This window comes from Aliiroseovarius subalbicans, assembly GCF_022678625.1.
Classification (GTDB): domain Bacteria; phylum Pseudomonadota; class Alphaproteobacteria; order Rhodobacterales; family Rhodobacteraceae; genus Aliiroseovarius_A; species Aliiroseovarius_A subalbicans.
The window spans coordinates 114,629-140,038 of record NZ_JALBYQ010000004.1; the positions used below are offsets into that span (position 1 = coordinate 114,629).

The 25,410-nt window shown below is 62.9% G+C and carries 27 protein-coding genes; 11 read left to right on the plus strand and 16 right to left on the minus strand.

All coding sequences use genetic code 11. The annotated features are described in order from the left end of the window. Window positions 1-279: 279 nt before the first annotated feature. Entirely contained in the window at window positions 280-870 is a 591-nt protein-coding gene (locus MN188_RS13280) for a thymidine kinase (RefSeq protein WP_242109630.1), read from the minus strand. A 376-nt stretch (window positions 871-1,246) separates the two neighbouring features. On the opposite strand from MN188_RS13280, the gene MN188_RS13285 reads away from it, so the two are divergent. Beyond that, a complete protein-coding gene (locus MN188_RS13285) occupies window positions 1,247-1,702 on the plus strand; it encodes a hypothetical protein (RefSeq protein WP_242109631.1) in 456 nt (151 codons plus the stop codon). 4 nt (window positions 1,703-1,706) lie between these two features. Here MN188_RS13285 and MN188_RS13290 read toward each other — a convergent pair whose 3' ends face one another. From MN188_RS13290 to MN188_RS13300, 3 genes are read right to left on the minus strand one after another with little or no spacing between them, the layout of a single operon-like run. Further along, window positions 1,707-2,060 carry a diacylglycerol kinase gene (locus tag MN188_RS13290; protein ID WP_242109632.1) on the minus strand — a complete coding sequence of 118 codons (354 nt, stop codon included), beginning with the start codon at window positions 2,058-2,060 and terminating at the stop codon, window positions 1,707-1,709. Further along, the gene (locus MN188_RS13295; protein ID WP_242109633.1) at window positions 2,047-2,415 is read right to left on the minus strand and encodes a YigZ family protein; all 369 of its coding nucleotides are present in this window, start codon (window positions 2,413-2,415) and stop codon (window positions 2,047-2,049) included. Before MN188_RS13295 ends, MN188_RS13290 begins: the two co-directional genes overlap by 14 nt. 22 nt (window positions 2,416-2,437) lie before the next feature. Beyond that, window positions 2,438-2,698 (minus strand): DUF6455 family protein, encoded by a 261-nt coding sequence (locus MN188_RS13300; RefSeq protein ID WP_242109634.1) that lies wholly within the window; start codon window positions 2,696-2,698, stop codon window positions 2,438-2,440. Window positions 2,699-2,810: 112 nt separating this feature from the next. Between MN188_RS13300 and MN188_RS13305 the strand changes: the two genes are divergently transcribed. Further along, window positions 2,811-3,047 carry a hypothetical protein gene (locus tag MN188_RS13305; RefSeq protein ID WP_242109636.1) on the plus strand — a complete coding sequence of 79 codons (237 nt, stop codon included), beginning with the start codon at window positions 2,811-2,813 and terminating at the stop codon, window positions 3,045-3,047. Window positions 3,048-3,158: 111 nt separating this feature from the next. On the opposite strand, the gene MN188_RS13310 is transcribed toward MN188_RS13305, so the two are convergent. Then, on the minus strand, window positions 3,159-3,413 hold the full coding sequence (locus tag MN188_RS13310; protein ID WP_242109637.1) for a DUF167 domain-containing protein: 255 nt from the start codon (window positions 3,411-3,413) through the stop codon (window positions 3,159-3,161). Window positions 3,414-3,487: 74 nt separating this feature from the next. On the opposite strand from MN188_RS13310, the gene MN188_RS13315 reads away from it, so the two are divergent. From MN188_RS13315 to MN188_RS13325, 3 genes are read left to right on the plus strand one after another with little or no spacing between them, the layout of a single operon-like run. After that, window positions 3,488-4,600: a class II histone deacetylase gene (locus MN188_RS13315; protein WP_242109639.1), complete on the plus strand. Its 1,113-nt coding sequence runs from the start codon at window positions 3,488-3,490 to the stop codon at window positions 4,598-4,600. 48 nt (window positions 4,601-4,648) lie between these two features. Further along, window positions 4,649-5,227, plus strand: coding sequence for a nitroreductase family protein (locus tag MN188_RS13320; RefSeq protein ID WP_242109641.1), 579 nt, complete (start codon window positions 4,649-4,651; stop codon window positions 5,225-5,227). Then, a complete protein-coding gene (locus MN188_RS13325) occupies window positions 5,227-5,913 on the plus strand; it encodes an EI24 domain-containing protein (protein WP_242110003.1) in 687 nt (228 codons plus the stop codon). The genes MN188_RS13320 and MN188_RS13325 overlap by 1 nt, the downstream gene beginning before the upstream one ends. A gap of 191 nt (window positions 5,914-6,104) precedes the next feature. On the opposite strand, the gene MN188_RS13330 is transcribed toward MN188_RS13325, so the two are convergent. After that, on the minus strand, window positions 6,105-6,389 hold the full coding sequence (locus tag MN188_RS13330; protein ID WP_242109643.1) for a DUF1467 family protein: 285 nt from the start codon (window positions 6,387-6,389) through the stop codon (window positions 6,105-6,107). Further along, window positions 6,389-6,793 (minus strand): methylmalonyl-CoA epimerase, encoded by a 405-nt coding sequence (gene mce, locus MN188_RS13335; RefSeq protein WP_242109646.1) that lies wholly within the window; start codon window positions 6,791-6,793, stop codon window positions 6,389-6,391. Before mce ends, MN188_RS13330 begins: the two co-directional genes overlap by 1 nt. A gap of 145 nt (window positions 6,794-6,938) precedes the next feature. Here mce and MN188_RS13340 point away from each other — a divergent pair, with 145 nt between their 5' ends. Further along, window positions 6,939-7,658, plus strand: a complete 720-nt coding sequence (locus tag MN188_RS13340; protein ID WP_242109648.1) for a response regulator — start codon at window positions 6,939-6,941, stop codon at window positions 7,656-7,658. Window positions 7,659-7,660: 2 nt separating this feature from the next. Here the strand turns inward: MN188_RS13340 and MN188_RS13345 are convergent, their stop codons facing one another. Next, window positions 7,661-8,374, minus strand: coding sequence for a GNAT family N-acetyltransferase (locus MN188_RS13345; protein ID WP_242109650.1), 714 nt, complete (start codon window positions 8,372-8,374; stop codon window positions 7,661-7,663). Between the two features lie 172 nt (window positions 8,375-8,546). Between MN188_RS13345 and MN188_RS13350 the strand changes: the two genes are divergently transcribed. Then, complete coding sequence (locus tag MN188_RS13350; RefSeq protein ID WP_242109652.1) at window positions 8,547-8,741, plus strand: hypothetical protein; 195 nt, start codon at window positions 8,547-8,549, stop codon at window positions 8,739-8,741. A 63-nt stretch (window positions 8,742-8,804) separates the two neighbouring features. Here MN188_RS13350 and aspS read toward each other — a convergent pair whose 3' ends face one another. Then, window positions 8,805-10,655: an aspartate--tRNA ligase gene (aspS, locus tag MN188_RS13355; protein ID WP_242110004.1), complete on the minus strand. Its 1,851-nt coding sequence runs from the start codon at window positions 10,653-10,655 to the stop codon at window positions 8,805-8,807. A gap of 239 nt (window positions 10,656-10,894) precedes the next feature. Between aspS and carB the strand changes: the two genes are divergently transcribed. Beyond that, window positions 10,895-14,134, plus strand: a complete 3,240-nt coding sequence (carB, locus tag MN188_RS13360) for a carbamoyl-phosphate synthase large subunit (RefSeq protein WP_242109654.1) — start codon at window positions 10,895-10,897, stop codon at window positions 14,132-14,134. A gap of 57 nt (window positions 14,135-14,191) precedes the next feature. Beyond that, a complete protein-coding gene (gene lfb1 / locus MN188_RS13365) occupies window positions 14,192-14,536 on the plus strand; it encodes an LIC10280 family protein (RefSeq protein WP_242109656.1) in 345 nt (114 codons plus the stop codon). A gap of 52 nt (window positions 14,537-14,588) precedes the next feature. Here the strand turns inward: lfb1 and MN188_RS13370 are convergent, their stop codons facing one another. The 4 genes from MN188_RS13370 to MN188_RS13385 form a co-directional block, all read right to left on the minus strand. After that, window positions 14,589-15,299, minus strand: a complete 711-nt coding sequence (locus MN188_RS13370) for a DUF5677 domain-containing protein (protein ID WP_242109658.1) — start codon at window positions 15,297-15,299, stop codon at window positions 14,589-14,591. Beyond that, complete coding sequence (rimO, locus tag MN188_RS13375) at window positions 15,296-16,669, minus strand: 30S ribosomal protein S12 methylthiotransferase RimO (protein ID WP_242109660.1); 1,374 nt, start codon at window positions 16,667-16,669, stop codon at window positions 15,296-15,298. The genes MN188_RS13370 and rimO overlap by 4 nt, the downstream gene beginning before the upstream one ends. A gap of 119 nt (window positions 16,670-16,788) precedes the next feature. Further along, window positions 16,789-17,370, minus strand: coding sequence for a GcrA family cell cycle regulator (locus MN188_RS13380; protein WP_242109661.1), 582 nt, complete (start codon window positions 17,368-17,370; stop codon window positions 16,789-16,791). Window positions 17,371-17,452: 82 nt separating this feature from the next. After that, the gene (locus MN188_RS13385; RefSeq protein ID WP_242109663.1) at window positions 17,453-18,328 is read right to left on the minus strand and encodes a DMT family transporter; all 876 of its coding nucleotides are present in this window, start codon (window positions 18,326-18,328) and stop codon (window positions 17,453-17,455) included. A gap of 235 nt (window positions 18,329-18,563) precedes the next feature. On the opposite strand from MN188_RS13385, the gene MN188_RS13390 reads away from it, so the two are divergent. Both MN188_RS13390 and argF read left to right on the plus strand, forming a co-directional pair. Then, entirely contained in the window at window positions 18,564-19,742 is a 1,179-nt protein-coding gene (locus tag MN188_RS13390; protein ID WP_242109665.1) for an aspartate aminotransferase family protein, read from the plus strand. Beyond that, window positions 19,739-20,665: an ornithine carbamoyltransferase gene (argF, locus tag MN188_RS13395; protein ID WP_242109667.1), complete on the plus strand. Its 927-nt coding sequence runs from the start codon at window positions 19,739-19,741 to the stop codon at window positions 20,663-20,665. Before MN188_RS13390 ends, argF begins: the two co-directional genes overlap by 4 nt. Before the next feature lie 135 nt (window positions 20,666-20,800). Here the strand turns inward: argF and MN188_RS13400 are convergent, their stop codons facing one another. The 3 genes from MN188_RS13400 to hrpB all read right to left on the minus strand — a co-directional run bounded on the left by MN188_RS13400 (window position 20,801) and on the right by hrpB (window position 25,406). Then, on the minus strand, window positions 20,801-22,282 hold the full coding sequence (locus MN188_RS13400) for an inorganic phosphate transporter (protein WP_242109669.1): 1,482 nt from the start codon (window positions 22,280-22,282) through the stop codon (window positions 20,801-20,803). A gap of 130 nt (window positions 22,283-22,412) precedes the next feature. Next, entirely contained in the window at window positions 22,413-22,871 is a 459-nt protein-coding gene (locus MN188_RS13405; RefSeq protein WP_242109670.1) for an NUDIX hydrolase, read from the minus strand. Between the two features lie 105 nt (window positions 22,872-22,976). After that, window positions 22,977-25,406: an ATP-dependent helicase HrpB gene (gene hrpB, locus MN188_RS13410; RefSeq protein ID WP_242109672.1), complete on the minus strand. Its 2,430-nt coding sequence runs from the start codon at window positions 25,404-25,406 to the stop codon at window positions 22,977-22,979. Between the last annotated feature and the right edge of the window lie 4 nt (window positions 25,407-25,410).

The window sequence follows — 25,410 nt, forward strand, 5'->3', positions numbered from 1 at the left end:
CAACCCCCAAACCCCCGGGATATTTCCGGCAAGAAAAAGGCAACGAAGCATTAACCTTATTGGGGCATGAAAGTGGTGCGGTACAGGCGGGGACGCCGATGACCGCGCAAGGAAAAGAGTATGCACTCTTGAAAGGGGGAGCGGAGACGCCCCCCTTTTTCTTGCCTCAAGTATCCCCGCCGGAGGCACCCGAGGCGGAGGCGAAGCCGACAACGAGACAAACATGTGCGCCGAAGGCGCTCTTTTCAGGGCCGTGTGCGGGGCTGGTCGTGGGGCGCATCAGGACGAGTCGCGATCCCCCATCGCCTCGCGCCAATGCACGCGGCACAGCGAGACATAGCTTTCGTTCCCACCGATCACCACCTGGTCGCCGTCGCGCAGCACCCGGCCCTGATCGTCCTGGCGCACAACCATCGTGGCTTTTTTGCCGCAATGGCAGATCGTGCGCGCCTCGCGCATTTCATCGGCCAGGGCCAACAGCGCGGCCGAGCCAGGGAACAGGTTGCCCTGGAAATCCACCCGGAGGCCATAGCACATGATCGGCACCCTCAGGTCGTCCACCGCGCGGGCGAGCTGCCAGACCTGTTCGGGTTCAAGAAATTGCGCCTCATCGATGAAGACGCAGGCGACAGGCCCCTGATCCAGTTGCGCCTTGATCTTGGCAAACAGATCCTCGCCCGTTTCGAACGTGTCGGCCTGGGCGCCGATGCCGATCCGCGACCCGATCCGCGCATCTCCCGCGCGATTGTCCAGCTTTGCTGTGATCAGGAAGGTGTCCATCCCGCGTTCGCGGTAGTTGTAGGATGCCTGAAGCAACAGGGTCGATTTGCCCGCGTTCATCGTCGAATAGTGGTAATAGAGCTTAGCCATACCCTGACCTAACCTGCACCGGGGCAGGTTTTCAACCCGGTGCGCATGCATCCGGGGACACGGTCAGGTGGGGGGAGGGGTGTCAGCCTTAGGACTTAGAGGTCAGGGGCAGTGACTGCCCTGGGGATGGAACAAACCTCTCGCACTTTTACGCACTGACACTCCGCTTCACATCTCGGTTTTACCCGCAATGCCCCGCCGCAGGAACACGCGGCAGACCCCCATCTGTACCGACACTGGGGTGTCGGTCACTCGTTACTCTCTTCCGGTCACCCGGAATGTCTTCATAAAGCCATTCCATTGCGATGCGATTAATGGGAAAAGGAATATGTTATTCCCCCCAAACCGATTTGGGGGCCAGAAAACGGGGATAGTGATGGCGGGTGTCGGGAGTTACCTGAAGAAGCATACCGAGGCGTTGGTCAAGGATGTTGGGCTGGAGGCAGCCTGTGAGCTGACGGGAAAATCGAAGGCGACATTGGGGCGGTATTACTCGGATTCGGAAGAACATTCCGACCGTTTCATGCCCATCGATTCGGTTGCCGCGCTGGAAGAGGCGTCCCGCTATCCACATGTCACCAGTGCCCTGGCCGAATTACGCGGCATCACCATGTCCTATGACAGCGAGAGGCGCAACGCACCCGAGGGCGGCGTGAATGCCGATGTCATCGCGCTCAGCCACCGCTTCGCAATGCTGATGGCCGAATACCAGCAGTCGATTGAAGATGGCATCATCACGATCAACGAAGCCAAGCGCCTGCTGCGTGAAACGCTTGCGTTGCAGCACGTGTTGCTGGACATGAAACTGCACCTGGAAGACGAGGCGACCTGAGGCCTTAACCCAGAAGCACCGCCAACCACGCCACGCCCACAGCGATTGCGGTGACGGCGACGGCGCTGGACGCCAGGTCCTTGGCGCGACCCGCCAGGTCATTTTTCTCGGTCGAGATGTAATCCACCGTGCGTTCGATCGCCGTGTTCATCAGCTCGGCGGCCAGAACCAGAACCCCAAGCGCCAGAATCAGTGCGCGTTCGCCGCTGCTCATCGGGATCAGGATGGCCAGGCCGCCGGACGCCAGATTGGCCCAGACCCATTGGTGCAATGACGGCTCGTTGCGCCAGCAGTCCAACCAGCCCTGCCAGGACCAGACGGCGCGTCGCACGAATCGGCTCCATTCACGTTTGAGCATGGCGCAGCCCCGCATTGTCCAGGTAGTGATCCACCGCGTCCTGCACCCGGCGAAACCGATCGCCACCCAGCTTGGTGCCGCCATACCAGCGGGTCACGACGATGATGTGGTTCTCAAGCTGTTCGCGCTGCAACATGCGCAGGATGACCATGCCCGCCCCTGCTTCGCCATCGTCACCCTTGGTCGGGCCTTCGGGCAGTAGCGCAGCCCATGTGTTGTGGGTGGCCTTGGCATAGCGCTTGTCGCGCGTCAGTTGCTTCAGAAATGCCTTGGCGTCTGCGCGTGACGCAACCGGGCCGCCCGACACGGCATATTTCGATCCACGATCGGTCAGAAAGCTTTCGAATTGCTGCAAGGGCCCCTCCGTTGCGAAGAGGTTAGAGATATTCCCGCAGGTTTTCCAGAAGTGCCTTGTTGCGGCACAGGCCGGGGGTGTGGCGCGCGCCGGCGCCGTGCTGATCCAGCCACAGATCGCACCCGTCCGGGTCGCGGCAATCCATGCAACGCGTTACGGTAGCGTCGAACTGTGTCGCGGACAGCCGCGCGCCTTCAACCTCGCGCCTCAGGTCCAGTCCAAGGGTATCGGCCATGCGGTTCACCAGCTGGATGTGGCGGTTGCGTTTGTCGGTCTGCGGCATGTTCTGTCCCCCATTGGCACCCTCAGAAAACAGGCAAGAGCGACGGACCGCCTTGATCCGCGTCAAATCACCCACCCTTGGGGTTTTCACAAAGCCGCGCTAGTCTGGGCGCATGTTTACCATCGAGCATGAATTCGACGCCACCGTCGTGACCCTCGTGGACGAAGGCGAAGCCTTCCTGCGCGAGGATGTGACCATCAACGCCTTCGAGGATTGTGTGACCCTGGAACAATGGGAACCGCAGGAGGATAAGGTGCACAAGATCACCCTGTCGATGAGCCAGTTGCGCGACCTGGCCGCGGCGCTGGACCTGCCTGAAGGCGTCTACCAACTGCGCCGCGCGCGCTGACGCGCGAATTTTCGCAGAAAATTCGCCACCGCCCCGCAGGTGCAGATTATTTCAAATAATCTGGCTGTCGGTGGCCTCGCTGCGCTCGGAAGGTTGCGTGGCTCTGGCGGTTCACGCCACCTTGAAGGTCTTGTCCCGACTGGTTGCACCGCGCACAAGGGTCAGACGCGATTTTGGCACGCCCAATGCGGTGGCAAGAAGTTTCGTGACCGCGCTATTGGCCTTACCGCCCTCGGGCACGCTTGTGGTATAGACGCGCAGCCCGTCTGTCGTTTCCTCAACCGCATTGCGCGAAGCTTTCGGCGTGACCCGCACTGCGATCTCGGCACCCTCATGGGTCAGGTGGCTCAGCATGCCCTTTTTCATCCCGCCACCCTGTGCGATTGCGCTTTACAGGGCAAGCGGGCGCAGACAATCTGGGCCGCGCAGCGGAGGATGACATGACAACGGGCTTTTTCTGGGACGAACGGTGTTTCTGGCATTCTGGCGGCAATTATGCCGGGACCGTGCCGGTGGGCGGGTTGGTGCAGCCCCTTGCGGCCGGTGGCCTGCCTGAAAGCCCCGAGACCAAGCGGCGTTTGAAAAACCTGATTGATGTCACGGGCCTGTCTGGCGATCTGGACCTGCGCGGCGCCGATGAGGCCAGCTTTGAGGATCTTGCCCGCGTGCACCCGCCCGCTTTCCTGCGTAAGTTCAAAGACGTTTCGGACGCCGGCGGCGGTGAACTGGGTCTGCGTACGCCATTCGGGCAGGGCGGCTATGAAATCGCCGCGCTGTCGGCGGGGCTGTCAATTGCGGCGCTGGAGGCGGTTCTGCGCGGCGAGGTGACCAACGCCTATGCCCTGTCGCGCCCGCCCGGTCACCATTGTTTGCCGGAGTTTCCCAACGGCTTTTGTCTGCTCGCGAACCTTGCCATTGCCATCCGCGCCGCCCAGGCGAAGGGGCTGGCGAAACGGGTTGTCGTGGTCGATTGGGACGTGCACCACGGCAATGGGACCGAGGCCGTGTTCATCAACGATCCCGACGTGCTGACCATTTCCCTGCATCAGGAGCGGAACTATCCGCTGGACACCGGGGACGCCGAGGTGCGCGGCGAGGGCGCGGGCGAAGGCGCCAACATGAACATCCCGCTGCCCCCCGGCGCCGGGCACGCGACCTATCTTGAGGCGATGGAGCGGCTGGCTTTGCCCGCGATCCGCGCCCATGCCCCCGATGTGATCGTCATCGCCTGCGGCTATGACGCCGCCGCGATCGACCCGTTGTCGCGCATGTTGGCGACCGCCGATACGTTCCGCCAGATGACGCGCATGGTGACAGACCTGGCGGGCGAGCTGTGCGACGGGCGCCTGATGATGGCGCATGAGGGCGGCTATTCCGAGGTCTACGTGCCGTTCTGTGGCCACGCGGTTCTGGAGGAGATGTCGGGATCGGACATCACCGCGCCCGATCCGCTGGCCGACATTTTCGCGGCGCGCCAGCCCTCGCCCCGGCTTGAGGCGCTGTATTCGGACTATCTGGGCGAGCTTGTGGCGTTTTTCGGTCTCTCCGGTTGACGGGATCGGACCGAGCCCCGACATGTTGCCCGACACCGGAGGACCAAGATGCCAGACCCGAACCCCGCCGCGCTCGATTTCCTGCTGACGCGCCGATCGCGCCCTGCCAAGACGCTGGTGGCGCCCGCGCCCACGCGCGACCAACTGATGCCGATCCTGACCGCCGCCGCGCGCACGCCGGATCACGGCAAACTGGAGCCGTGGCGCTTCATCGTGCTGGAAAAACCCGCGCTGGCCCGGTTGGCCGGGCTGGCCGAAGCCCGCGGTGCCGCGCTGGGCTTCGATGCGGACAAGATCGAGAAAGCGCGCCAGCAATACGCCAACGCTGACCTTGCCGTGGCGGTCGTGTCGGCCCCAGTGGACAGCGACAAGGTGCCTCGGATCGAACAGATCTACTCGGCCGGGGCGGTGTGCCTGGCGATGCTGAATGCGGCGCTGGCGGTGGGCTGGGGCGCGAACTGGTTGTCGGGCTGGGCCAGCCACGACCGGGGGTTCTTGGCCGAAGGGCTGGGACTTGCCGCGCACGAAAACCTGGCCGGGTTGATCCATATCGGCAGCGAAAGCTGTGCGCCGCCGGAACGCCCGCGCCCGGATCTGGGCAAGATCACGGATTGGGTGGACACATGATGCTCACCGATTTCTCCCGCGCGCTTGGACAGCTGGGCGACACTCGCTTTCGCCGCGTTCTGCTTCTGGGCCTGGGGCTGACCCTTGGCCTTCTGATCGCGATCACGCTTGTGTTTTCCTGGCTTGTCGGCTGGGTGACGCCGGACAGTTTCTCGCTCCCATGGATCGGGGAAATCACCTGGGTTGGCTCGGCGCTGTCCTGGGGCGCGGTGCTGCTCATGTTCGTGCTGTCGATCTTCCTGATGGTGCCGGTGGCCTCGGCCTTTACCGGCATCTTTCTGGATGACGTGGCCGAGGCGGTCGAGGATCGGCACTATCCGGGCCTGCCCAAGGTTCCCGCGATGGGCCTGTGGGACACGATCCGCGACAGCGCGAGCTTTTTCGGCGTGATCGTGGTGGTGAACCTGCTGGCGCTGATGCTGTTCTTTTTTGTCGGCCCGTTTGCCCCGGTTCTGTTCTGGGCGGTAAACGGTTACCTTCTGGGGCGTGAATACTTCCAGATGGCCGCGATGCGGCGCCTTGGGCGTGAGGGTGCGAACCGGCTGCGTGCGCGCCATACCGGTCAGATCTGGGTGGCCGGGACCTTGATGGCGATGCCCCTGTCGATCCCGATTGTGAATCTTCTGATCCCGGTCCTGGGGGCCGCCACGTTCACGCACATGTTCCACCGTCTGAACACGGAATAGGGTCCGGGACCTGCCCCGGTCAGCGCCCGCCCACCCACCCCGCCGCCCGGGGCAGGGGGGCGGGGCTTTCATTTTTCGAAAGTATCCCCGCCGGAGGCCTGAAATCCAGCGCGCAGCGCCACAGAGCGCAGCAAGGCCTCCGCCCGCCCTCAACAGAGGGGGCGCATCGCGCCCATGATGCGAGGGTGGACTTACAGGATTTCGCTAGGCGGGTCGTAGCGATCGAACCAGTCCATGTCCTCGATCGTGATCCAGCCCGACAGGATGATGCCGGCAATCACGATCCACAGCACGGTGGCAATTGCCGTCACGATCAGCATCGTGCGTTTCAGCCGGAAGTTGGCCGGCGCGCCCGCGTGGGTGCCGGGCATCACCTCGCCTTCGTCCCCTTGGGTGCGCAGACGCACGGGCAAGGTCAGGAACATGGTCATGAACCAGATCACGGCATAGAGCACGATAGCGGCGGTGATGGTCATCAGATCTGTTCCAGCTCGACCAGCGTGCCGTTGAAATCCTTCGGGTGCAGGAACAGGACCGGTTTGCCGTGGGCGCCGATCTTGGGCTCTCCGGTGCCCAGAACGCGGGCGCCATCGGCCTTCAGCTTGTCGCGCGCGGCGATGATGTCCTCGACCTCGTAGCAGATGTGGTGGATGCCGCCAGCTGGGTTCTTTTCCAGGAACCCCGCGATGGGCGAGCCTTCGCCAAGCGGATACAGAAGCTCAATCTTCGTATTGGGCAGCGTGATGAACACCACCGTGACGCCGTGATCCGGTTCGTCCTGCGGTGCGCCGACCTCGGCCCCCAGGGTGTCGCGGTACAGCGCGGATGCGGCTTCAAGGTCCGGCACGGCAATGGCCACGTGGTTCAGGCGTCCGATCATCTTTTCTCTCCTCATATCGCGTGTTGGGCTGCTTATGCCGCCTGATCGCGCCCTGCACAAGCGACCTCGCGCCGCATCTTGCGGGGCGTTAACCCGGTATTAGGCAAAGGCGTGGTCTGGTCGTCTCAAGGAAAGGAGTCACGTCATGAGCGACGATATGGAACGATATGTCCTGAACCGGGCCCCCAGCGCCGACCGGCCGCTGCAGGGGATGACGGTTCTGGTGGTGGAAGACAGCAGATTTGCGAGCGAGGCGATCCGGCTTTTGTGCCTGCGGTCCGGCGCGCGGATCCGGCGGGCCGACAGTCTCGCGGCGGCGCATCGACACCTCGCGGTCTACCGTCCGTCGATCATCCTTGTCGACATGGGCCTGCCGGATGGGTCGGGTGCGGACCTGATCCACGAACTGGCACAGGCCACCCCGCGGGTCGCGGTCCTGATGGGGATCAGCGGCGATGACGATGCACAGGCCCTGGCGATGGAGGCGGGCGCGGACGGGTTCATGGCCAAGCCGATCGAAAGCCTGGCGCAGTTCCAGCAATCGGTGCTGGCGCATCTGCCGGCGGGAGAAGGTCCGACCAAACCGCGTGCACTGCCCACCGAAACCGTGTCGCCGGACCCCGTGGCCTTTCAGGACGACCTGACCCATGTGGCCGACGTGATCAACCAGGCCCCCGACGGGCGCACCCTGGATTACATCGCGCAATTCCTGTCTGGCGTTGCACGCACCGCGCATGATTACCCGCTTGAGGCGGCGGCGGTCAGCCTGGCCCAGTCCCGCGCCAACGGGCGTGGCACCGGGTCCGACGTGGCCCGCGTGGCCGGGATCGTGCAGGAACGCCTGCAATCACGCGTCTGGATCTGAGATCACCGTAGTGCTGGGTCACCTGCGACCCGCACCAAACGGGTAAGATCGCCCAGGCGTTCGCGCTGCCGCCCGTCGGCATCGAAATTTGACGGGGCAAGCCAGACCGCAAAGGCTTCTTTCAGCGCCGGCCAGTCCTTGTCGATGGCCGCGAACCAGGTGGTGTCGCGGTTTCGCCCCTTGACCACCGCGGCCTGGCGAAACACGCCCTCAAAACTCAACCCCAACCGCTGCGCGGCCCGGCGAGAGGCTATGTTGGCCGCGTCGCATTTCCATTCAAAGCGGCGATACCCGGCCTCGAACGCCCATTCCATCATCAGATATATCGCCTCGGTGGCGGCGCGGGTGCCTTGCAGGGCGGGGGAGAAATTGATGTGTCCGACTTCGATCGACCCGGCCTCGGGGGTGATCCGCAGGTAGGACGCGACCCCTTCCCAGACGCCGCTGTCCTTGTTCAGAATGGCATGAAACCGGGGATCTTTCCCCGCGGTCGCCTCGCGCATCCAGCGGTGATAACTGGCGGCCGAGGCGAACGGACCATAGGGCAGGTAGGACCAGATCGCGTCATTGGCGGAATTGGCCTTGAACAGGGCAGCGGCATGGGTGTCTGCCGACAAGAGGTCCAGTTGGGCGTATCTGCCCTCGAAATGGTCGGCATCCGGGAACCGGGGAGGTATCCAGTTGGTCAGCAGTTCACCCTGTGATTGTTTTTCCATTTCAACCTCTTGCGCCACACCATTCCCCTCCACCCGGTTAACGGGTTGCAATCGTCATTGCAATTCCCCGCGACTTTCGCAATTGCGCCGCATTTCAAGGGCAAAAAAGGCCCCGTGACCCCGGCTTTTGTGGGCCGGGATACGAGTGTGTGACTTTGAGGAGAGCAATAAAATGAGCGCCAAAACGCTGATCAAGAAATTCGCAGACGATGAGCTGGGCAATGCCATCGTTGACTGGGTGGTCCTGATGGCCGGCATGGTCCTGATGGCGATCGCCGTCGGCTTCACCATCGCCGAGAACATCGACACGGTCGCAGACGGCACCGCTTTGGAAATCGACGCGATGGAAGCGAACCCCAAGCTTTGAACGAAAAACACCGCCCGGCAATGCGGGCGGTGTCAAACGGGCTTCAGTCCGGAGTTTTTTCTTTTATTCCTGCGGGATGACGCGCAGGTGAAGTTCGCGCAGCTGTTCGTTCAGCGGTTCGTTGGGCGCGTTCATCATCAGGTCTTCGGCGCGCTGGTTCATCGGGAACATCACGACTTCGCGGATGTTCGCCTCGTCTGCCAGCAGCATCACGATACGGTCCACACCAGCGGCGCAGCCCCCGTGCGGCGGGGCGCCGTATTGGAACGCGTTGACCATGCCGCCGAAGCGTTTCTTCACCTCATCCGCGCCGTAACCGGCGATCTCAAAGGCCTTGAACATGATCTCGGGCGTGTGGTTCCGGATCGCACCGGACACCAGCTCATACCCGTTGCAGGCCAGATCGTATTGATAGCCGACGGCGGACAGCGGATCGCTTTCCAGAATGTCCATGCCACCCTGGGGCATCGAGAACGGGTTGTGGTCGAAATCGATCTCGCCGGTTTCCTCGTCCTTCTGGAAGATCGGGAAATCGACGATCCAGGCGAAGGCGAAGCGGTTCGTGTCGGTCAGGCCCAACTCATCCCCGATGGTGGTGCGCGCACGACCCGCGACTGGTTCGAACGCCTTGGGCTTGCCGCCCAGGAAGAACGCGGCGTCGCCGATCTCAAGTCCCAGCTGCTGGCGGATCGCCTCGGTGCGCTCCGGCCCGATGTTCTTGGCCAAGGGTCCAGCGGCTTCCATGCCACCCGCAACCTCGCCGGATTTCAGCTTGGCCTGGGCTTCTTTCACGGTGATGCCCAATTCCTGCGCCACCGCGTCGGCGGTCTTTTCACGCCAGAAGATATAGCCCATGCCGGGCAGGCCCTGTTCCTGAGCGAACTTGTTCATCCGGTCGCAGAACTTGCGGCTGCCACCCTTCGGGGCGGGAATGGCGCGAATTTCCGTGCCTTCGTTTTCCAGAAGGCTCGCGAAGATGGCAAAGCCCGAGCCGCGGAAATGTTCGGACACGACCTGCATCTTGATCGGGTTGCGCAGGTCGGGCTTGTCGGTGCCATACCACAGCGCGCTGTCGGCATAGGAGATCTGCTCCCAGTCCTGATCAACCTTGCGACCGCCGCCGAATTCCTCGAACACGCCCTTCAGCACCGGCTGGATCGTGTCGAATACGTCCTGCTGGGTGACAAACGACATCTCCATGTCGAGCTGATAGAAATCGGTGGGCGAGCGATCGGCGCGCGGGTCTTCGTCGCGGAAGCACGGCGCGATCTGGAAATACTTGTCGAAGCCCGCGACCATCATCAGCTGTTTGAACTGCTGCGGCGCCTGCGGCAGGGCGTAGAACTTGCCAGGGTGCAGGCGCGACGGCACCAGGAAGTCGCGCGCGCCTTCGGGCGACGAGGCCGTGATGATCGGCGTCTGGTATTCGCGGAAATTCAGGTCCCACATCCGCTTGCGCATCGATGTGACAACGTCCGAACGCAGCTTCATGTTGTTCTGAAGCTTCTCACGACGCAGGTCGAGAAAGCGGTATTTTAGCCGGGTTTCTTCCGGGTATTCCTGATCGCCGAACACCATCAGGGGCAGTTCGTCAGCGGCGCCCAGCACCTCCAGGTCGCGCACGAAAACTTCGACTTCGCCGGTCGGAATTTTCGTGTTCACCAGGCTTTCGTCGCGCGCCTTCACGTTGCCGTCGATGCGGATGCACCATTCGCTGCGCACCTTTTCCATGTCGGCAAACACGGGGCTGTCGGGGTCGCACAGGACCTGCGTCATGCCGTAGTGGTCGCGCAGGTCGACGAACAACACGCCGCCGTGGTCGCGGATGCGGTGCACCCAGCCCGACAGGCGGACGGTTTCGCCCACGTTGGATTTGTTCAGCTCGGCGCAGGTATGGCTGCGAAAGGCGTGCATGGTCGGCTCCCATTCGGGGTTCAATTGATCTGCGCCGATACACATGGCGGGGCGGGCAAAGTCAAGGGATATGCGGGTTAATAGGGTGGCTGCGCCGGGGATGTGGCGAAAAGTCTTACGATCCACGGGCGCCGACGCCAATTTGAACCTTGCACATGGCCTGTCGATGCCTATAACCCACGACAATTTGCACGCGCGGGGTTTCCCCGTGTGAGTCTGCCTGCTGCGGGGATGAAACTATGCCGAAAAGAACCGATATCAACTCCATCATGATCATCGGGGCGGGGCCCATTGTCATCGGGCAGGCGTGTGAGTTCGACTATTCCGGTGCCCAGGCCTGCAAGGCTTTGCGCGAGGAAGGCTACCGCGTCATCCTGGTGAACTCGAACCCCGCGACGATCATGACCGATCCCGGCCTGGCGGATGCGACTTATATCGAACCGATCACCGCCGAGATGGTCACCAAGATCATCGAGATCGAAAAACCGGATGCGCTGCTGCCCACGATGGGTGGCCAGACCGGGTTGAACACGGCGCTGGAACTGGACGATCTGGGGGTTCTGGAAAAACACAACGTCGAACTGATCGGCGCCAAGCGTGACGCGATCGAAATGGCCGAAGACCGCAAGCTGTTTCGCGAAGCGATGGACCGGCTGGGCATCGAAAACCCCAAGGCCACCATCGCCAACACGATGGATGAATGCCTGGCCGCGATTGATTATGTCGGCCTGCCTGCCATCATTCGCCCCGCCTTCACCCTGGGTGGCACCGGCGGTGGCGTGGCCTATAACCGCGAAGAATATGAACATTTCTGCCGCTCGGGCCTGGATGCCAGCCCCGTGAACCAGATTCTGATCGACGAAAGCCTGCTGGGCTGGAAGGAATACGAGATGGAGGTGGTGCGCGACACCGCCGACAACGCCATCATCGTTTGTGCCATCGAAAACGTCGATCCGATGGGCGTGCATACCGGTGATTCAATCACCGTGGCCCCCGCGCTGACCCTGACCGACAAAGAATACCAGCTGATGCGCACGCATTCGATCAATGTGCTGCGCGAAATTGGTGTGGAAACCGGCGGGTCGAACGTGCAATGGGCGGTGAACCCGGCGGACGGCCGTATGGTCGTGATCGAGATGAACCCGCGCGTGTCGCGGTCCTCGGCGCTGGCATCGAAAGCCACCGGTTTCCCGATCGCCAAGATCGCCGCGAAACTGGCCGTTGGCTATACGCTGGACGAATTGGACAACGACATCACCAAGGTGACGCCCGCGTCGTTCGAACCCACCATCGACTATGTCGTCACCAAAATCCCGAAATTCGCGTTCGAAAAATTCCCGGGCTCCGAACCCTACCTGACCACCGCGATGAAATCGGTGGGCGAGGCGATGTCGATCGGCCGCACGATCCACGAAAGCCTGCAAAAGGCGCTGGCCTCGATGGAATCGGGCCTGACCGGGTTCGACGAGGTCGAGATCGAAGGTGCGCCGGAAGTGGCGGCGATTTCGATGGCGATTTCCAAGCAGACCCCGGACCGGATGCGCACCATCGCGCAAGCCATGCGCCACGGCATGTCGGATGAAGACATCCACGCGATCACGTCCTTCGACCCCTGGTTCCTGGCCCGCATTCGCGAGATCGTCGAGGCCGAAGAGGTCGTGCGCGCGAACGGCCTGCCCCAGGACGAAGCCGGGATGCGCAAGCTCAAGATGCTGGGCTTCTCCGACGCCCGTCTGGCCATCCTTACTGGTCAATCCGAAACCGATGTGCGCCGCGCCCGCCTGAACGTTGGCGTCAAAGCCGTGTTCAAACGCATCGACACCTGCGCCGCCGAATTCGAAGCACAGACGCCTTACATGTATTCGACCTATGAGGCCCCGATGATGGGTGAGGTCGAGTGCGAAGCCCGCCCGTCGGACCGCAAAAAGGTCGTGATCCTGGGCGGTGGCCCGAACCGGATCGGTCAGGGGATCGAGTTCGATTATTGCTGCTGCCATGCCTGTTTCGCGCTGACCGACGCGGGATATGAAACCATCATGGTCAACTGCAACCCGGAAACGGTGTCGACAGACTATGACACCTCGGACCGGCTGTATTTCGAGCCGCTGACCTTTGAACACGTGATGGAAATCCTGCGGGTTGAGCAGGAAAACGGCAGCCTGCACGGCGTGATCGTGCAGTTCGGCGGGCAGACGCCGCTGAAGCTGGCCAATGCGCTTGAGGAGGAGGGCATCCCGATCCTTGGCACCACGCCGGATGCGATCGACCTGGCCGAGGACCGTGAGCGGTTCCAGGCGCTGGTCAACGACCTGAAGCTCAAGCAGCCGAAGAACGGCATCGCCTCGACCGACGCTCAGGCGCTTGATATTGCAGGGGAAATCGGCTTTCCGCTGGTGATCCGCCCGTCCTACGTCCTGGGTGGTCGCGCGATGGAAATCGTGCGCGACATGGCGCAGTTGGAACGCTACATCGCCGAAGCCGTGGTGGTGTCCGGCGACAGCCCGGTGCTGCTTGACAGCTACCTGTCCGGCGCGGTCGAACTGGACGTGGACGCGCTGTGTGACGGCAAGGCGGTGCATATCGCCGGCATCATGCAGCACATCGAAGAGGCCGGCGTGCATTCCGGCGACAGCGCCTGTTCCCTGCCGCCCTATTCCCTGCCGCAAGACATCATCGACGAGATCAAGCGCCAGACCAACGCGCTGGCGCTGGCGCTGAACGTTGTCGGCCTGATGAACGTGCAATTCGCGGTCAAGGACGGCGAGATCTACCTCATCGAGGTGAACCCGCGCGCCTCCCGTACGGTGCCGTTTGTTGCCAAGGCCGTGAACAGCCCGATCGCCACCATCGCCGCCCGCGTGATGGCCGGTGAGCCCTTGTCGAACTTCGACCTGGTCGACCCGAACATCGATGGTTTCGCGGTGAAAGAGGCGGTTCTGCCCTTCGCCCGCTTCCCCGGTGTCGACACGATCCTGGGCCCGGAAATGCGCTCGACCGGCGAGGTCATGGGGTCCGACAGCGACTTCCATCGCGCCTTCCTCAAGGCGCTGATGGGCGCAGGGGTTGAGCTTCCGCATGGTGGCACCGTGTTCCTGTCGATCAAGGACGACGACAAGACGCCGATGCTGACGGACACCGCCAAGGCGTTGAAAGAGCTTGGCTTTACCATCCTCGCCACTCGCGGCACCGCGGCTTTCCTGACCGAAAACGGGATCGACAGCGAGATTGTGCACAAGGCCTATGAAGGCGGGCGCACCATCGTCGACATCATGAAGGATGGCGAGGTTGCGTTGGTCATGAACACGACCGAAGGTGCGCAAGCGGTGAACGACAGCCGCTCGATGCGCAACGTGGCCCTGATGGACAAGATCCCGTATTTCACCACGTTGGCCGCTGCCCACGCCGCCGCCTTCGCGATGAAGTCGCGCGAAACCGGCAAGGTCGGGGTGCGGTCGCTGCAGGAAAAAGCGGCGCGCTGATTTGACGGAACCGGGGGGCGGGGCCTAGGGTGGATCAACCCGAAAAGGAGGCCCCCCATGTTCCGACGCTCGTTTCTTGCCGCCACCTTCGCCTTTGCCGCGACCGCCACCGCGCAGGTCTTCCCCGCCGACATCACCGGCACCTACACCGCCTTCGGCATGAACCCGAACGGCTCGACCTACAAAGGCCGGGTCCGGATCGAGCAATCCGACACGGGGCAAGTGGCGTTTGCCTGGCAAGTGGGCAATTCCACCTACGCCGGCCAAGGCGTGCGTGAAGACCGCGTGGTCACCATCGACTGGGGCCAGAAAGACCCGGTGGTCTATGTGATCATGGACAGCGGAGAGCTGCACGGGACGTGGGCCGGGGGGAAGGCGTTGGAGCGGTTGGTGCGGGAGTGAGGGTGGCGCGCTGCACCTCCTGGGCGCGGTTGCCCCCTATCATAATGGTCAGTTAGAAGTCTGGTTCGAGTGCTGGACCGTAGCGCGTCAATAGCTCTACAACGTGGTCAACCAATTGGCCCGTCGTATCGGTCAATACTGCGATCCCATCGTCACGCGGCATTTGAAAACCCCGAACTGTGAAATCTCCCGTTGAGGGATCAATGTCGAAGTGCCGTTCGATTATGCCAGAGTACGAAGGATGTACCTGTAGTGAGAGCGAGCGATAAACACTCTCATACTCGTGAGTCATGCCAGTCCGGTTGAACTTGTCGGTGATTGAAAGGGCTTTCCCACCCATCTCTTCAACCTCTTTCATCTTCTTGTCAGTGGAAGCAATTTCGTCCTCGATTGGGAGTTCGCTGGCAATCCGCGCAAAGAACGGGTTTCCTTTTGTTGCCTCTCGCAGCTGCGTTCGTATGCCTCTTAAGAAACTGGCCTGTAAATGTAAGTGGTAGTCAGGGAAATCGCAAAGGTTCCTCAATTCCACTAGATGCTCCAATGCGGACCGAAGAATAATTTTGGCGTCAAAGCCCTTTCCATTTTTCAGAAGGAATACCACAGCGTGACAGCGCTCCAAGAGCGAGGCGGACAGGCCTACAAAAATCTGATGGCGAAATTTTTGCTTGTCGAACTTGGTATTTTGAAGCTGGTCGATTGCTCCAAGAATCCTACCCTCGACGTCAGGCAGCGTGAAATCTGTGTCAATTTCTGCGGTTCTCAAACCAACCGCCCCCACAAATCATACTCCCCCGCCTCGTCCACCTCGACCGACACGATCTCCCCGACCGACAGTCCCTCGGTGCCCTCATCAATGAACAGGTTTCCGTCGATCTCCGGCGCGTCCGCTTTGGTGCGGCAGGTGGCGATGCCGTCTTCGTCGATGTCGTCGATGATCACGTCCATAACCTGGCCGACCTTCGCCGCCAGTTTCGCCTCGGAAATCGCCTGGGCTTTCTCCATGAAGCGGTTCCAGCGGTCCTGTTTGACCTCATCCGGCACGTGGTCGGGCAGGTCGTTGGACCGGGCGCCCGCGACGTTTTCGTATTGAAAGCAGCCGACGCGATCCAATTGCGCCTCGTCCATCCAATCCAACAGAACCTGGAATTCTTCTTCCGTTTCACCGGGATAGCCGACGATGAATGTCGATCGCAGCGTGATGCCCGGGCAATCGCGCCGCCAGGCGGTGATTTCGTCCAGCGTTCTCGCGGCGGCGGCAGGACGCGCCATACGCTTTAGTACGGATGTCGCCGCGTGCTGGAACGGGATGTCCAGGTAGGGTAGGATCAGCCCCTCGGCCATCAGCGGGATCAGCTGGCGCACGTGGGGGTAGGGGTAGACGTAATGCAGCCGCACCCAGGCGCCCAAGGAACCCAGATCGCGGGCCAGGTCAGTGATATGGGCACGGTGGCCCCGGTCTTCGGCATGGCGGATGTCCACACCATACGCTGACGTATCCTGACTGATGACCAGAAGCTCCTGCACCCCGGCCTCGACCAGCTTTTCCGCCTCGCGCATCACCGCATGGGCGGGGCGAGATGCCAGTTTGCCGCGCATGTCCGGGATGATGCAGAACTTGCAGGCGTGATTGCAGCCTTCGGAAATCTTCAGATAGGAATAATGCCGCGGGGTCAGTGACACGCCGGTTGCGGGCAGCAGGTCCACGAACGGATCCGGGTCCGGCGGCACGGCGGCGTGCACGGCGTCCAGCACCTGTTCGTATTGATGCGGGCCGGTGACGGCCAGGACGGACGGGTGCGTTCCACGGATGTAATCCTCTTCGGCGCCCAGACAGCCGGTGACGATGACTCGACCGTTTTCGTTCAACGCTTCGCCGATGGCTTCAAGGCTTTCGGCCTTGGCAGAATCCAGGAACCCGCAGGTGTTCACCACCACGGCGTCCGCGCCCGCATAGTCAGGCGAGATCGCGTAGCCTTCCGCGCGTAGGCGGGTCAGGATGCGCTCGGAATCAACCAACGCCTTGGGGCAGCCCAGGCTGACCATGCCGATCTTCGGCTGGCCGGGGCGGCTGGGTTCACTGATCCGAGCCTTCGGGGCCAGGTCGGGGCGGAGGTTGGGCGGGTTCGTTGTCATGCAGCGGGGTATAGAACGTGCCCCGCCGACAGGAAAGCGCCAATCCCGAGGGAGCGGCGAAGGCCGCTTTCGAGGAATTAAGCGCGCCGCAGGCGCACCTTTGGATCAAACCTTAAAGGTTACCGTTTGCGGTCGCGGCGCGAGGACATGGGCTGGAACGCCACGCCCACATGGGCCTCGCAATAGGGTTTTCCCTGTTGCACGGGCAGGCCGCAGAACCAGAAATCTTCCGTGGCGGGGTCGCCGATCGGCCATTTGCAGGTGCGCTCGGTCAGTTCCATCAGGTTCAGCTTCTTCGCACCTTTTTCAACTTCACGCACCGAGGCCAGCGCTTCGGGGCTGATCTCGTTGGCCGAGGGTTGCGGCGGCAGGGGCTGACCTGCGGGGATGATCTTGTTGCGGGCCGACGCCGGTTGCTTGGGCGGGGCCGCACTTTGTGTCGCGGGCTCGACCTTCTTGGGCTCGGCAGGCTTTTTCGGCGCGGGCTTTGGCTTTGCTGCTGCCGCCGTTTTCGGGGCCGGTTTTTCCTTGGCCGGGGCCTTGGTGCCGCCGCCAGCGCGGTTGGACAGGCCAAGCCGGTGCACCTTGCCGATCACGGCGTTGCGGGTGACGCCACCAAGTTCCTTGGCGATGACCGAGGCGGATTGCCCCTCCCCCCACATCTTTTTCAGAATTTCAACGCGTTCGTCGGTCCAGGACATGTCTTTTCCCATCTGCGGGCGCGCGCGCCCGGTCATTCAACAGGGGCCTATTCTAGACACCCCGCCGCCGGATACAAGGCCATTAGCGCCGTGCGCGACTTTCGCGCCACAACATCAGCGCCGCGCCCGCAATGATGATCGCCGCACCGGCAAGGCTACTGCCCGCCGGGACCACATCGAAAACAGCGAAATCATACAGCCCGACGAAGATCAGCGTGGCATAGGAGAACGGCACCGCAAAGCTTGCGTCCGCGCGTTTCATCGCCTGGATGAAGCAGGCCTGGGCGGTCGCCATCATCAACCCCAGCGTGATCAGCGCGCCCCATTGCGCGGCGGTGGGCGGGGCCCAGACGAAAAGCACCGCCAGGGTGGCGATGGCAAGCCCGATCGCGTTGTTGATCAAAAGGATCTGCAAAGGACGTTCGCGTCCGGTGAGCAGTTTTATCAGGGTGATCTCGAACCCCATGACAAGGGCCGCGCTTAGCGCCAGAAGGGCCGCAGGTTGAAACGTGCCCGCACCGGGCCGGATCAGGATCATCGCACCGATCACGGCAATGCCTGCGGCGGTCCACCGCCATGGCCCGACTCGTTCGCCCAGCAGCGGGATCGCCAGGATCATGGCAAAGACCGGGTTCAGGAATGAAATCGCGGTGGCGTCCGCCATTGGGATGAAAGCCACGGCGGCGAACATCAGGGAAATACCGGACCAACCTGCAAGGCTGCGGGCGAAATGGACCGAGAGGTTGGGCGTCTCGATCCTGGGGCGCAGGATCAGCGCCGTTGTACCGATCGCCAGAAAGGCGAACAGAAACCGCCCGTGCGAGATCTGCAGCGGGTGCAACGCATCCCCCAACACATCGCGCCCGGCCATTTTGGCAAGCAGCGAGGTGCCCGCGATCAGGGCGGCGGCCAACAGCATGAAACCTGCCGAGGCCGTGGGGTTGGGGCGCGTCTCCATCCCCCTTGCGCTAGCCCGCTGCAGCGCGAATGAAAAGGGTAGACAGGGCGCGCGGGCCGGATTATCAGCGCCCCATGATCAAACGCCTGCATATCACGACCGACCGACGCCGACGCAAATTCGTCTGACGTCCGTTTCCGTTTGATCCCGCGCCGATCTGGCGCATCCACCCTGAAATTGTTGACACGAGCCTGCCCATGCGGCACCCAAAGGCTTCTTTTACGTGGAGAAAACCATGATCCCCTCCGTTTTGCCGACCTATTCGCGCGCGCCCCTGTCGTTTGAGACGGGCGAAGGCAGCTGGCTGATGACGGCAGACGGGCGCCGATATCTGGACCTTGGCGCGGGCATCGCGGTGAACGCGCTGGGTCATGCGAACCCCGATCTGGTGAACGCTTTGACCGCGCAGGCGGGCAAGCTGTGGCATACCTCGAACCTGTATGAGATCCCGAACCAGCAGGCGCTGGCCGATGCTCTGGTCGAGGCGACCTTTGCCGACACGGTGTTTTTCACCAATTCGGGCACCGAGGCCGCTGAACTGGCGGTCAAAATGGCACGCAAGCATTTCTTTGAGGCCGGTCAACCTGAAAAGGTTGAGATCATCGCCTTTGACGGCTCGTTTCACGGCCGGTCCTCGGCCGGGATCGCGGCGGCGGGGGGCGACAAGCTGACCAAGGGCTTCGGGCCATTGCTGCCGGGGTTCAAACATCTGCCCTTTGCCGATCACGATGCAGTGGCGGCGGCGATCACCGACAAGACGGCGGCGATCATCATCGAACCGGTGCAGGGCGAAGGCGGCATTCGCCCGGTGCCGGACCAGTGCCTGAAGGGGCTGCGCGATCTGTGCGACGAACACGGGCTGCTGTTGATCTTTGACGAGGTGCAATGTGGCGTGGGCCGGACCGGCAAGCTGTTTGCCCATGAATGGGCGGGTGTGACGCCCGACATCATGATGGTCGCGAAAGGCATCGGAGGCGGTTTTCCATTGGGGGCTGTTTTGGCGACGGAACACGCGGCCAGCGGCATGGTCGCGGGCACGCATGGCTCGACCTATGGCGGTAACCCGCTGGCCTGTGCCGTGGGGCTGAAGGTGATGGAGATCGTCAGCGATCCGGCGTTCCTGGGTGAGGTGAACCGCAAGGCGGGGCTTTTGCGTCAGAAGCTTGAGGGGTTGGTGGCCAGCCACCCCGACGTGTTCGACAGCGTGCGCGGATCGGGCCTGATGCTGGGCCTGAAGTGCAAGGCGGTGAACATGGACGTGGTCAACGCGGGTTACGGCGCCAAGGTGTTGGTGGTGCCCGCCGCAGACAATGTCGTGCGCCTGCTGCCGCCCCTGACCATTTCCGACGACGAGATCAGCGAAGCCGTGTCCCGGCTTGAGAAAGCCGCAGGCGCGGTGGAGAACAGCAAATGAACCACTTTCTGGACATCAACAAGACCGACCCCGCCGACCTGCGTGGCATGATCGACCAGGCGCGGGTCATGAAGGACGCGCGCAAGGGGCTGCCCAAGGGCACCAAGGACGCAGATCAGCCGCTGAAAGACCACATTGTGGCGCTGATTTTTGAGAAACCCTCGACCCGCACGCGGGTGTCGTTCGATGTCGGCGTGCGCCAGATGGGCGGCGAAACGCTTGTGCTGTCGGGATCGGAAATGCAGCTGGGACATGGGGAAAGCATCGCGGACACGGCGCGGGTCCTGTCGCGCTATGTCGACCTGATCATGATCCGAACGTTCGAGGAAAGCGCGCTTTTGGAGCTTGCGGAATATGCTGACGTGCCGGTGATCAACGGGCTCACGAACCGCTCGCATCCCTGCCAGATCATGGCCGACATCCTGACCTATGAAGAGCACAACGGCCCGATCGCGGGGAAAAAGGTCGTGTGGACCGGGGATGGCAACAATGTCTGTGCCTCGTTCATCCATGCGGCTGGGCAGTTCGGCTTTGACCTGACCTTTACCGGGCCGCCGAACCTGGATCCCGAAGCGGTGTTCATCGAAGAGGCCCGCGCAAAAGGGGCGAAGATCGAGATCGAACGCGATGCGGCAAAGGCCGTTGAGGGTGCCGATCTGATCGTGGCAGACACCTGGGTGTCGATGCACGATGCGCAGTCGACCCGCGAGCGGCGTCACAATCAGCTACGCCCCTACCAGGTGAACGACCACCTGATGGCGGGGGCCAAGGATGATGCCTTGTTCATGCATTGCCTGCCGGCGCACCGGGAAGAGGAAGTGACCAATGCGGTCATGGACGGCCCGCAATCGGTGATCTTCGACGAGGCCGAGAACCGCCTGCACGCCCAGAAGGCCGTCATGCGCTGGTGCCTGGGCGTCTAGTCGCTGCGCGATTGCGCCCCGCCCCCTTCACGGCTGCGCCGCTTGGGGGCGCGGCGCGGCAAGCTCGCTTCGCTCGCCATGGTATCTGGTGGCCTCGCTGCGCTCGGCAGGGGGCGCAGCCTTGGTTGGGCGCGCCTACCCGACGATCGCGTTGAGGAGGAAGAAGATCACCGCTGACATCACCGCGGCGGCGGGGACGGTGATGACCCAGGCGGCGACGATCGTCATGAAGTGGGAGCGGCGCACCAGTTTGCGGCGCCGCCGTTCCTCGGGGGCGACACGTTTTTCCGCCGGTCGGTTGGCAGAGGACAGGCGCTGACGTTTCTCCATGTGCCATTCACGGTAGAAACCGACGCCGAAGACGCCGCCCACCGCGATATGGGTCGAACTGACGGGCAGGCCCAGCCAGGAAGCCACGATCACCGTGATGGCTGCCGACAGCGCGACGCAATAGGCGCGGATCGGGTTCAACTTGGTGATCTGGCTGCCCACCATTCGGATCAGCTTGGGGCCAAACAGGACCAGGCCGAACGAGATGCCGAAAGCGCCGATCACCATGACCCACATCGGGATCGTCACCTTCGCGGCGAAATCCCCGAATTGTTCCGCGTGGACGATGGCCGCCAGCGGGCCCACCGCGTTCGCCACGTCATTGGCGCCGTGGGCGAAGGACAGAAGCGCAGCCGAGAAGATCAGCGGAATGGCAAACAGGGTTTTCAGCGACTTGGTGCGGTTTTCAAGTCCCTCGGCTTGGCGCGCAACCAGCGGTGCAGCAACCGCATAGGCGATGGCCCCAATGACCACACCGATGAACAGCGCGGTGGGCAGGTCGATCTTGACGATCCGCTTCAACCCCTTGATCGACAGATAGGCGCCGAAGGCCGCCGCCATGATGCCGATCAGCACTGGCACCCAGCGTTTGGCCGCGGCGATCTTGTCCTCTTGATAGACAATGCGCGCTTTGATGAAAGCCAGGAAACCAGCGGCGATGAGACCGCCCAGCACCGGGGAAATCACCCAGCTGGCGGCGATCTTGCCCATTGTCGGCCAGTTCACAGCGACAAAGCCCGCCGCAGCAATACCCGCGCCCATCACGCCCCCTACGACAGAATGGGTCGTGGAGACCGGCGCCCCAACCCAGGTGGCCAGGTTCACCCACAAAGCCGAGGAAATCAGCGCGGCCATCATCGCCCAGATGAACACGCGTGTTTCGGCGAACCCTGCCGGGTCGATGATGCCTTTTGAGATGGTCGACACCACGTCGCCCCCGGCCAAAAGCGCCCCCGCGGTTTCAAACAGCGCTGCGATGACGATGGCGCCGCCCATGGTCAGGGCATTTGCCCCCACCGCCGGCCCCATGTTGTTGGCCACATCGTTGGCGCCAATGTTGATCGCCATATAGGCGCCGAAGGCCGCCGCCGAGACGACCACGAAGGAAATCGGCGTCTGGCCGAACAGAACCGCCGAGGCCAGCGCGGCGATCACGATGAAGGCGAGCGCGACGCCCATGCCGACCATCGGACGGGCCACATATTGCGAGGCGTACTCGAATTGGCTGATACGATTGAGGTCTTTGTCCAGTGTTTTCCACTGGCCCGAATTGTTGTTGTCGGTCATGCGCGCGTTTCCCTGTTCTCAGGTAAGACAAACTGGTCGTGGCCCTTATGGGTCCACGATTCCGCGCTACAAAATTCGGATTAGATTCGCAACACTCCTGTTGCCGGTCCTGTCAGTTTTTCAGGATGGATCAGAAATCGCGCAAAAGCTGCTGCAGGTCTTTTTCGTCGACCATTTCGGCGGCTTCCTCCGTCGCGACCCATTTCAGTTCGCGTTCCTCGGCCTCGGGGAAGTCATCCTCCATCGCCTTGACCTTGATCGGATAGACTTGGGCCGAGCAGCGCGCCGGGGCGCCTTCGTTCATCTGTTTGGTGAACTGGAATTCGCCCAGCGGTTCTTTGGCCAGCTTTCCGTCGGTCACGCCGGCTTCTTTCCAGGCGTCCTGCATCGCGGCCTCGGCGGCATTCATTCCGTCGATCGGCCAGCCCTTGGGCAGAATCCAGCGGCCAGTGCCACGCGACGTGACCAAAAGCACCTCTTTGCGGTCACCTTTGCCGCGATAACATAGCGCCGCAACCTGAAATCGGTTGGGGCGTTTGATCAAGGGGCGCACGACCTCGGACCAGGCCTGCTTGAGAAGCGTAGACATTGAAAAACCGCCTGTTTTGTTTTTTTTCGTTGAGCGGCAGATATAGGGTAATGACACGAATTTGCAAGTAAAACGCCCGAAATTGCGGTTTTTAGCTCCGAAATGTCACTTTTTGCGTGGTTTTGCCCGCAGCGTGGGATCAGCCTGGGACGGGTCTTCGGGCCAGGGATGTTTTGGGTATCGCCCGCGCATGTCCTTGCGCACATCGGCGTATGAACTGGCCCAGAAGGCAGGCAGGTCGGCAGTGGTCTGCACCGGTTTCTGACCGGGCGACAGCAGCGTGATGCGCAAAGGCGTGTGGCCCATCATCGGGTGGCGGGTGACGCCGAACATCTCTTGCAGACGCACCCGGATTTCCGGGGCTTCGCCGGAATAGTCGATCGGAATTTTGCGATCCATCGGCGTGGTGAAATGAGCTGGCGCGGCCTTGTCCAGTGCCTGCATCTGGTTCCAGTCCAGAATGGCGCGCAACGCCGGCAAGATGTCGAACTTCTTCCAACCCTCGGCCGTTTTCACACCGGTCAGATGCGGCAGCAGCCAGTCCTCCAGCGTGTCCATCAGCTGATCGTCGGACAGGTCCGGCATGTCATCGACCAAGGCCGCGCGCGCGATGAACCGCTTTGCGGCGTCCGAGGGGCGCAGGCCCAGATCGCGCACGCCGTCCAGCATGGCGCGGGCCACGGCCTCGGCGGGGGCGTCCTTCCACATCCTGTCGTCCAGAACCACGGCGCCCAGACGTTCCTGCCGCCGGGCCACCACGCGGCGCTCGCGTTTCGACCAGGTGCAGCTGTCGTGCCAGGCGATTTGGTCGCCATGCACCGCGCGCAGCTCGGCCTCGGTGATCTGGATTGCCTGACGGATTCTTGCTTCGCGCGGGTTGCCGTCCGTGTCCGTCACTACGATCAGGCGGGCGGCGGCCAGCGTGTCGTCTGCCTCCAGCAGTGCACCCTTGCCGCCCGACAGCACGAACCGCGGCTCATCTCCGGGGCGGCGCAGCCCGATGCGGTCGGGATAGGCCAGCGCGGCCATTTGCGCCGGGGTCAGCTCACTGGCGGTCTTGACCATGCGCGCCAGACGCTTGGCCTCATGGCGAACCTGCTCGATCACGCTGCGATTGGTCTGCCAGGGGCGGCGGGCGGCAAAGGCACGGGGGTCCGCCAGCGCTTCGAGCCTGAGCGACAGGTCAACCGGGGCCGAGAACGGCAGCGGGTCACGCTCGGCCAGAAGGGCCGCCAGTGGCGCGGCGGGGGCGCCCGCAATGGCCAGCATATGCCCCAGCCGGGGATGCAGCGGCAGGCGCGCGAGCGCCCGGCCATGATCAGTGATCCGCCCCTGATCCAATGCCCCCAGCTGCGTCAACAGCGCCTGCGCCTCGCCCAACACGCCCGGATTGGGCGGGGTCAGAAACGCAAGATCCGCCCCGTCCGCCGAGCCCCAAAGCGCCAGCTCCAGCCCAAGACCGGTCAGGTCGGCGGCTTCGATCTCGGCCGGGGGGAAGGGCGGCAAGCCACCCTCTTCGCCCTTGGTCCAAAGTCGGTAGCAGGTGCCTTCGGCCACACGGCCCGCACGGCCCCGGCGCTGTTCGGCCTCGGCCTTGGACACGCGTTCCGTGACCAGCCGCGACATGCCCGACCCAGGATCGAACCGCGCGCGGCGCGCCCGGCCCGCATCGACCACCACGCGCACGTCCTGAATGGTCAACGAGGTTTCCGCGATCGCGGTGGCCAGCACGATTTTGCGGCCAGAGGTGGCGGGCTGGATCGCCGCGCGCTGGTCCTTGAACGGCATCGCGCCGTAAAGCGGGCGGATCTGACAGTCGGGCGGCAGACGCAAGGCGGCAGCCACCCGGCGGATTTCGCCCTCGCCGGGCAGAAAGACCAGCACGCCGCCCCCGGTTTCGGACACCGCGCGGGTCACCAGGTCGGTCACGGCGGTCTCGAACCGGGTCCGCTTGTCGATGGGCCGCTCCAGCCAGCGCGTGCCTACCGGAAAGGCCCGGCCTTCGGAAATGACCACCGGCGCGTCGTCCAGCAACCGCGCGACTGGCTGGGCGTCGAGCGTTGCCGACATGACCAGCAGCATCAAATCGTCGCGCAGGGCGCCGCGCGCCTCCCAAGTCAGGGCCAGGCCCAGATCGGCATTCAGGGAACGTTCGTGAAATTCGTCGAAGATCACCGCGCCGATGCCCTCAAGCGCGGGGTCGGATTGCAGCATCCGGGTCAGGATGCCTTCGGTGACAACCTCGATCCGGGTGGATTTGCCCACTTTGGCCTCGCCGCGAATGCGGTAGCCGACGGTTTGCCCGACCGTTTCGCCCATGGTTTCAGCCATGCGTTCGGCGGCGGCGCGGGCGGCAAGGCGGCGTGGCTCCAGCATCAGGATGCGGCCCTGGATCAGCCCGGCATCAAGCAGCGCCAGCGGCACAACGGTGGTCTTGCCCGCGCCCGGCGGGGCCATCAGCACCGCCCGACCCTGGGCGCGCAGGGCGTCCAGAAGCGGAGGGATTGCGTCATCTATCGGCAGGCCGGAGTTCATCCGC

Excerpts from the sequence above, each read along its gene's own strand:
- aspS (WP_242110004.1), bottom strand. The coding sequence starts at position 10,655 with ATGCACGCCTTTCGCAGCCATACCTGCGCCGAGCTGAACAAATCCAAC.
- MN188_RS13285 (WP_242109631.1), top strand. The coding sequence starts at position 1,247 with ATGGCGGGTGTCGGGAGTTACCTGAAGAAGCATACCGAGGCGTTGGTC.
- hrpB (WP_242109672.1), bottom strand. The coding sequence starts at position 25,406 with ATGAACTCCGGCCTGCCGATAGATGACGCAATCCCTCCGCTTCTGGAC.
- MN188_RS13405 (WP_242109670.1), bottom strand. The coding sequence starts at position 22,871 with ATGTCTACGCTTCTCAAGCAGGCCTGGTCCGAGGTCGTGCGCCCCTTG.
- MN188_RS13330 (WP_242109643.1), bottom strand. The coding sequence starts at position 6,389 with ATGACCATCACCGCCGCTATCGTGCTCTATGCCGTGATCTGGTTCATG.
- MN188_RS13290 (WP_242109632.1), bottom strand. The coding sequence starts at position 2,060 with ATGCTCAAACGTGAATGGAGCCGATTCGTGCGACGCGCCGTCTGGTCC.
- carB (WP_242109654.1), top strand. The coding sequence starts at position 10,895 with ATGCCGAAAAGAACCGATATCAACTCCATCATGATCATCGGGGCGGGG.
- MN188_RS13345 (WP_242109650.1), bottom strand. The coding sequence starts at position 8,374 with ATGGAAAAACAATCACAGGGTGAACTGCTGACCAACTGGATACCTCCC.
- MN188_RS13315 (WP_242109639.1), top strand. The coding sequence starts at position 3,488 with ATGACAACGGGCTTTTTCTGGGACGAACGGTGTTTCTGGCATTCTGGC.
- lfb1 (WP_242109656.1), top strand. The coding sequence starts at position 14,192 with ATGTTCCGACGCTCGTTTCTTGCCGCCACCTTCGCCTTTGCCGCGACC.
- MN188_RS13325 (WP_242110003.1), top strand. The coding sequence starts at position 5,227 with ATGCTCACCGATTTCTCCCGCGCGCTTGGACAGCTGGGCGACACTCGC.
- MN188_RS13340 (WP_242109648.1), top strand. The coding sequence starts at position 6,939 with ATGAGCGACGATATGGAACGATATGTCCTGAACCGGGCCCCCAGCGCC.
- MN188_RS13350 (WP_242109652.1), top strand. The coding sequence starts at position 8,547 with ATGAGCGCCAAAACGCTGATCAAGAAATTCGCAGACGATGAGCTGGGC.
- MN188_RS13400 (WP_242109669.1), bottom strand. The coding sequence starts at position 22,282 with ATGACCGACAACAACAATTCGGGCCAGTGGAAAACACTGGACAAAGAC.
- MN188_RS13390 (WP_242109665.1), top strand. The coding sequence starts at position 18,564 with ATGATCCCCTCCGTTTTGCCGACCTATTCGCGCGCGCCCCTGTCGTTT.
- MN188_RS13380 (WP_242109661.1), bottom strand. The coding sequence starts at position 17,370 with ATGTCCTGGACCGACGAACGCGTTGAAATTCTGAAAAAGATGTGGGGG.
- MN188_RS13300 (WP_242109634.1), bottom strand. The coding sequence starts at position 2,698 with ATGCCGCAGACCGACAAACGCAACCGCCACATCCAGCTGGTGAACCGC.
- MN188_RS13280 (WP_242109630.1), bottom strand. The coding sequence starts at position 870 with ATGGCTAAGCTCTATTACCACTATTCGACGATGAACGCGGGCAAATCG.
- MN188_RS13310 (WP_242109637.1), bottom strand. The coding sequence starts at position 3,413 with ATGAAAAAGGGCATGCTGAGCCACCTGACCCATGAGGGTGCCGAGATC.
- mce (WP_242109646.1), bottom strand. The coding sequence starts at position 6,793 with ATGATCGGACGCCTGAACCACGTGGCCATTGCCGTGCCGGACCTTGAA.
- rimO (WP_242109660.1), bottom strand. The coding sequence starts at position 16,669 with ATGACAACGAACCCGCCCAACCTCCGCCCCGACCTGGCCCCGAAGGCT.
- MN188_RS13305 (WP_242109636.1), top strand. The coding sequence starts at position 2,811 with ATGTTTACCATCGAGCATGAATTCGACGCCACCGTCGTGACCCTCGTG.
- MN188_RS13385 (WP_242109663.1), bottom strand. The coding sequence starts at position 18,328 with ATGGAGACGCGCCCCAACCCCACGGCCTCGGCAGGTTTCATGCTGTTG.
- argF (WP_242109667.1), top strand. The coding sequence starts at position 19,739 with ATGAACCACTTTCTGGACATCAACAAGACCGACCCCGCCGACCTGCGT.
- MN188_RS13320 (WP_242109641.1), top strand. The coding sequence starts at position 4,649 with ATGCCAGACCCGAACCCCGCCGCGCTCGATTTCCTGCTGACGCGCCGA.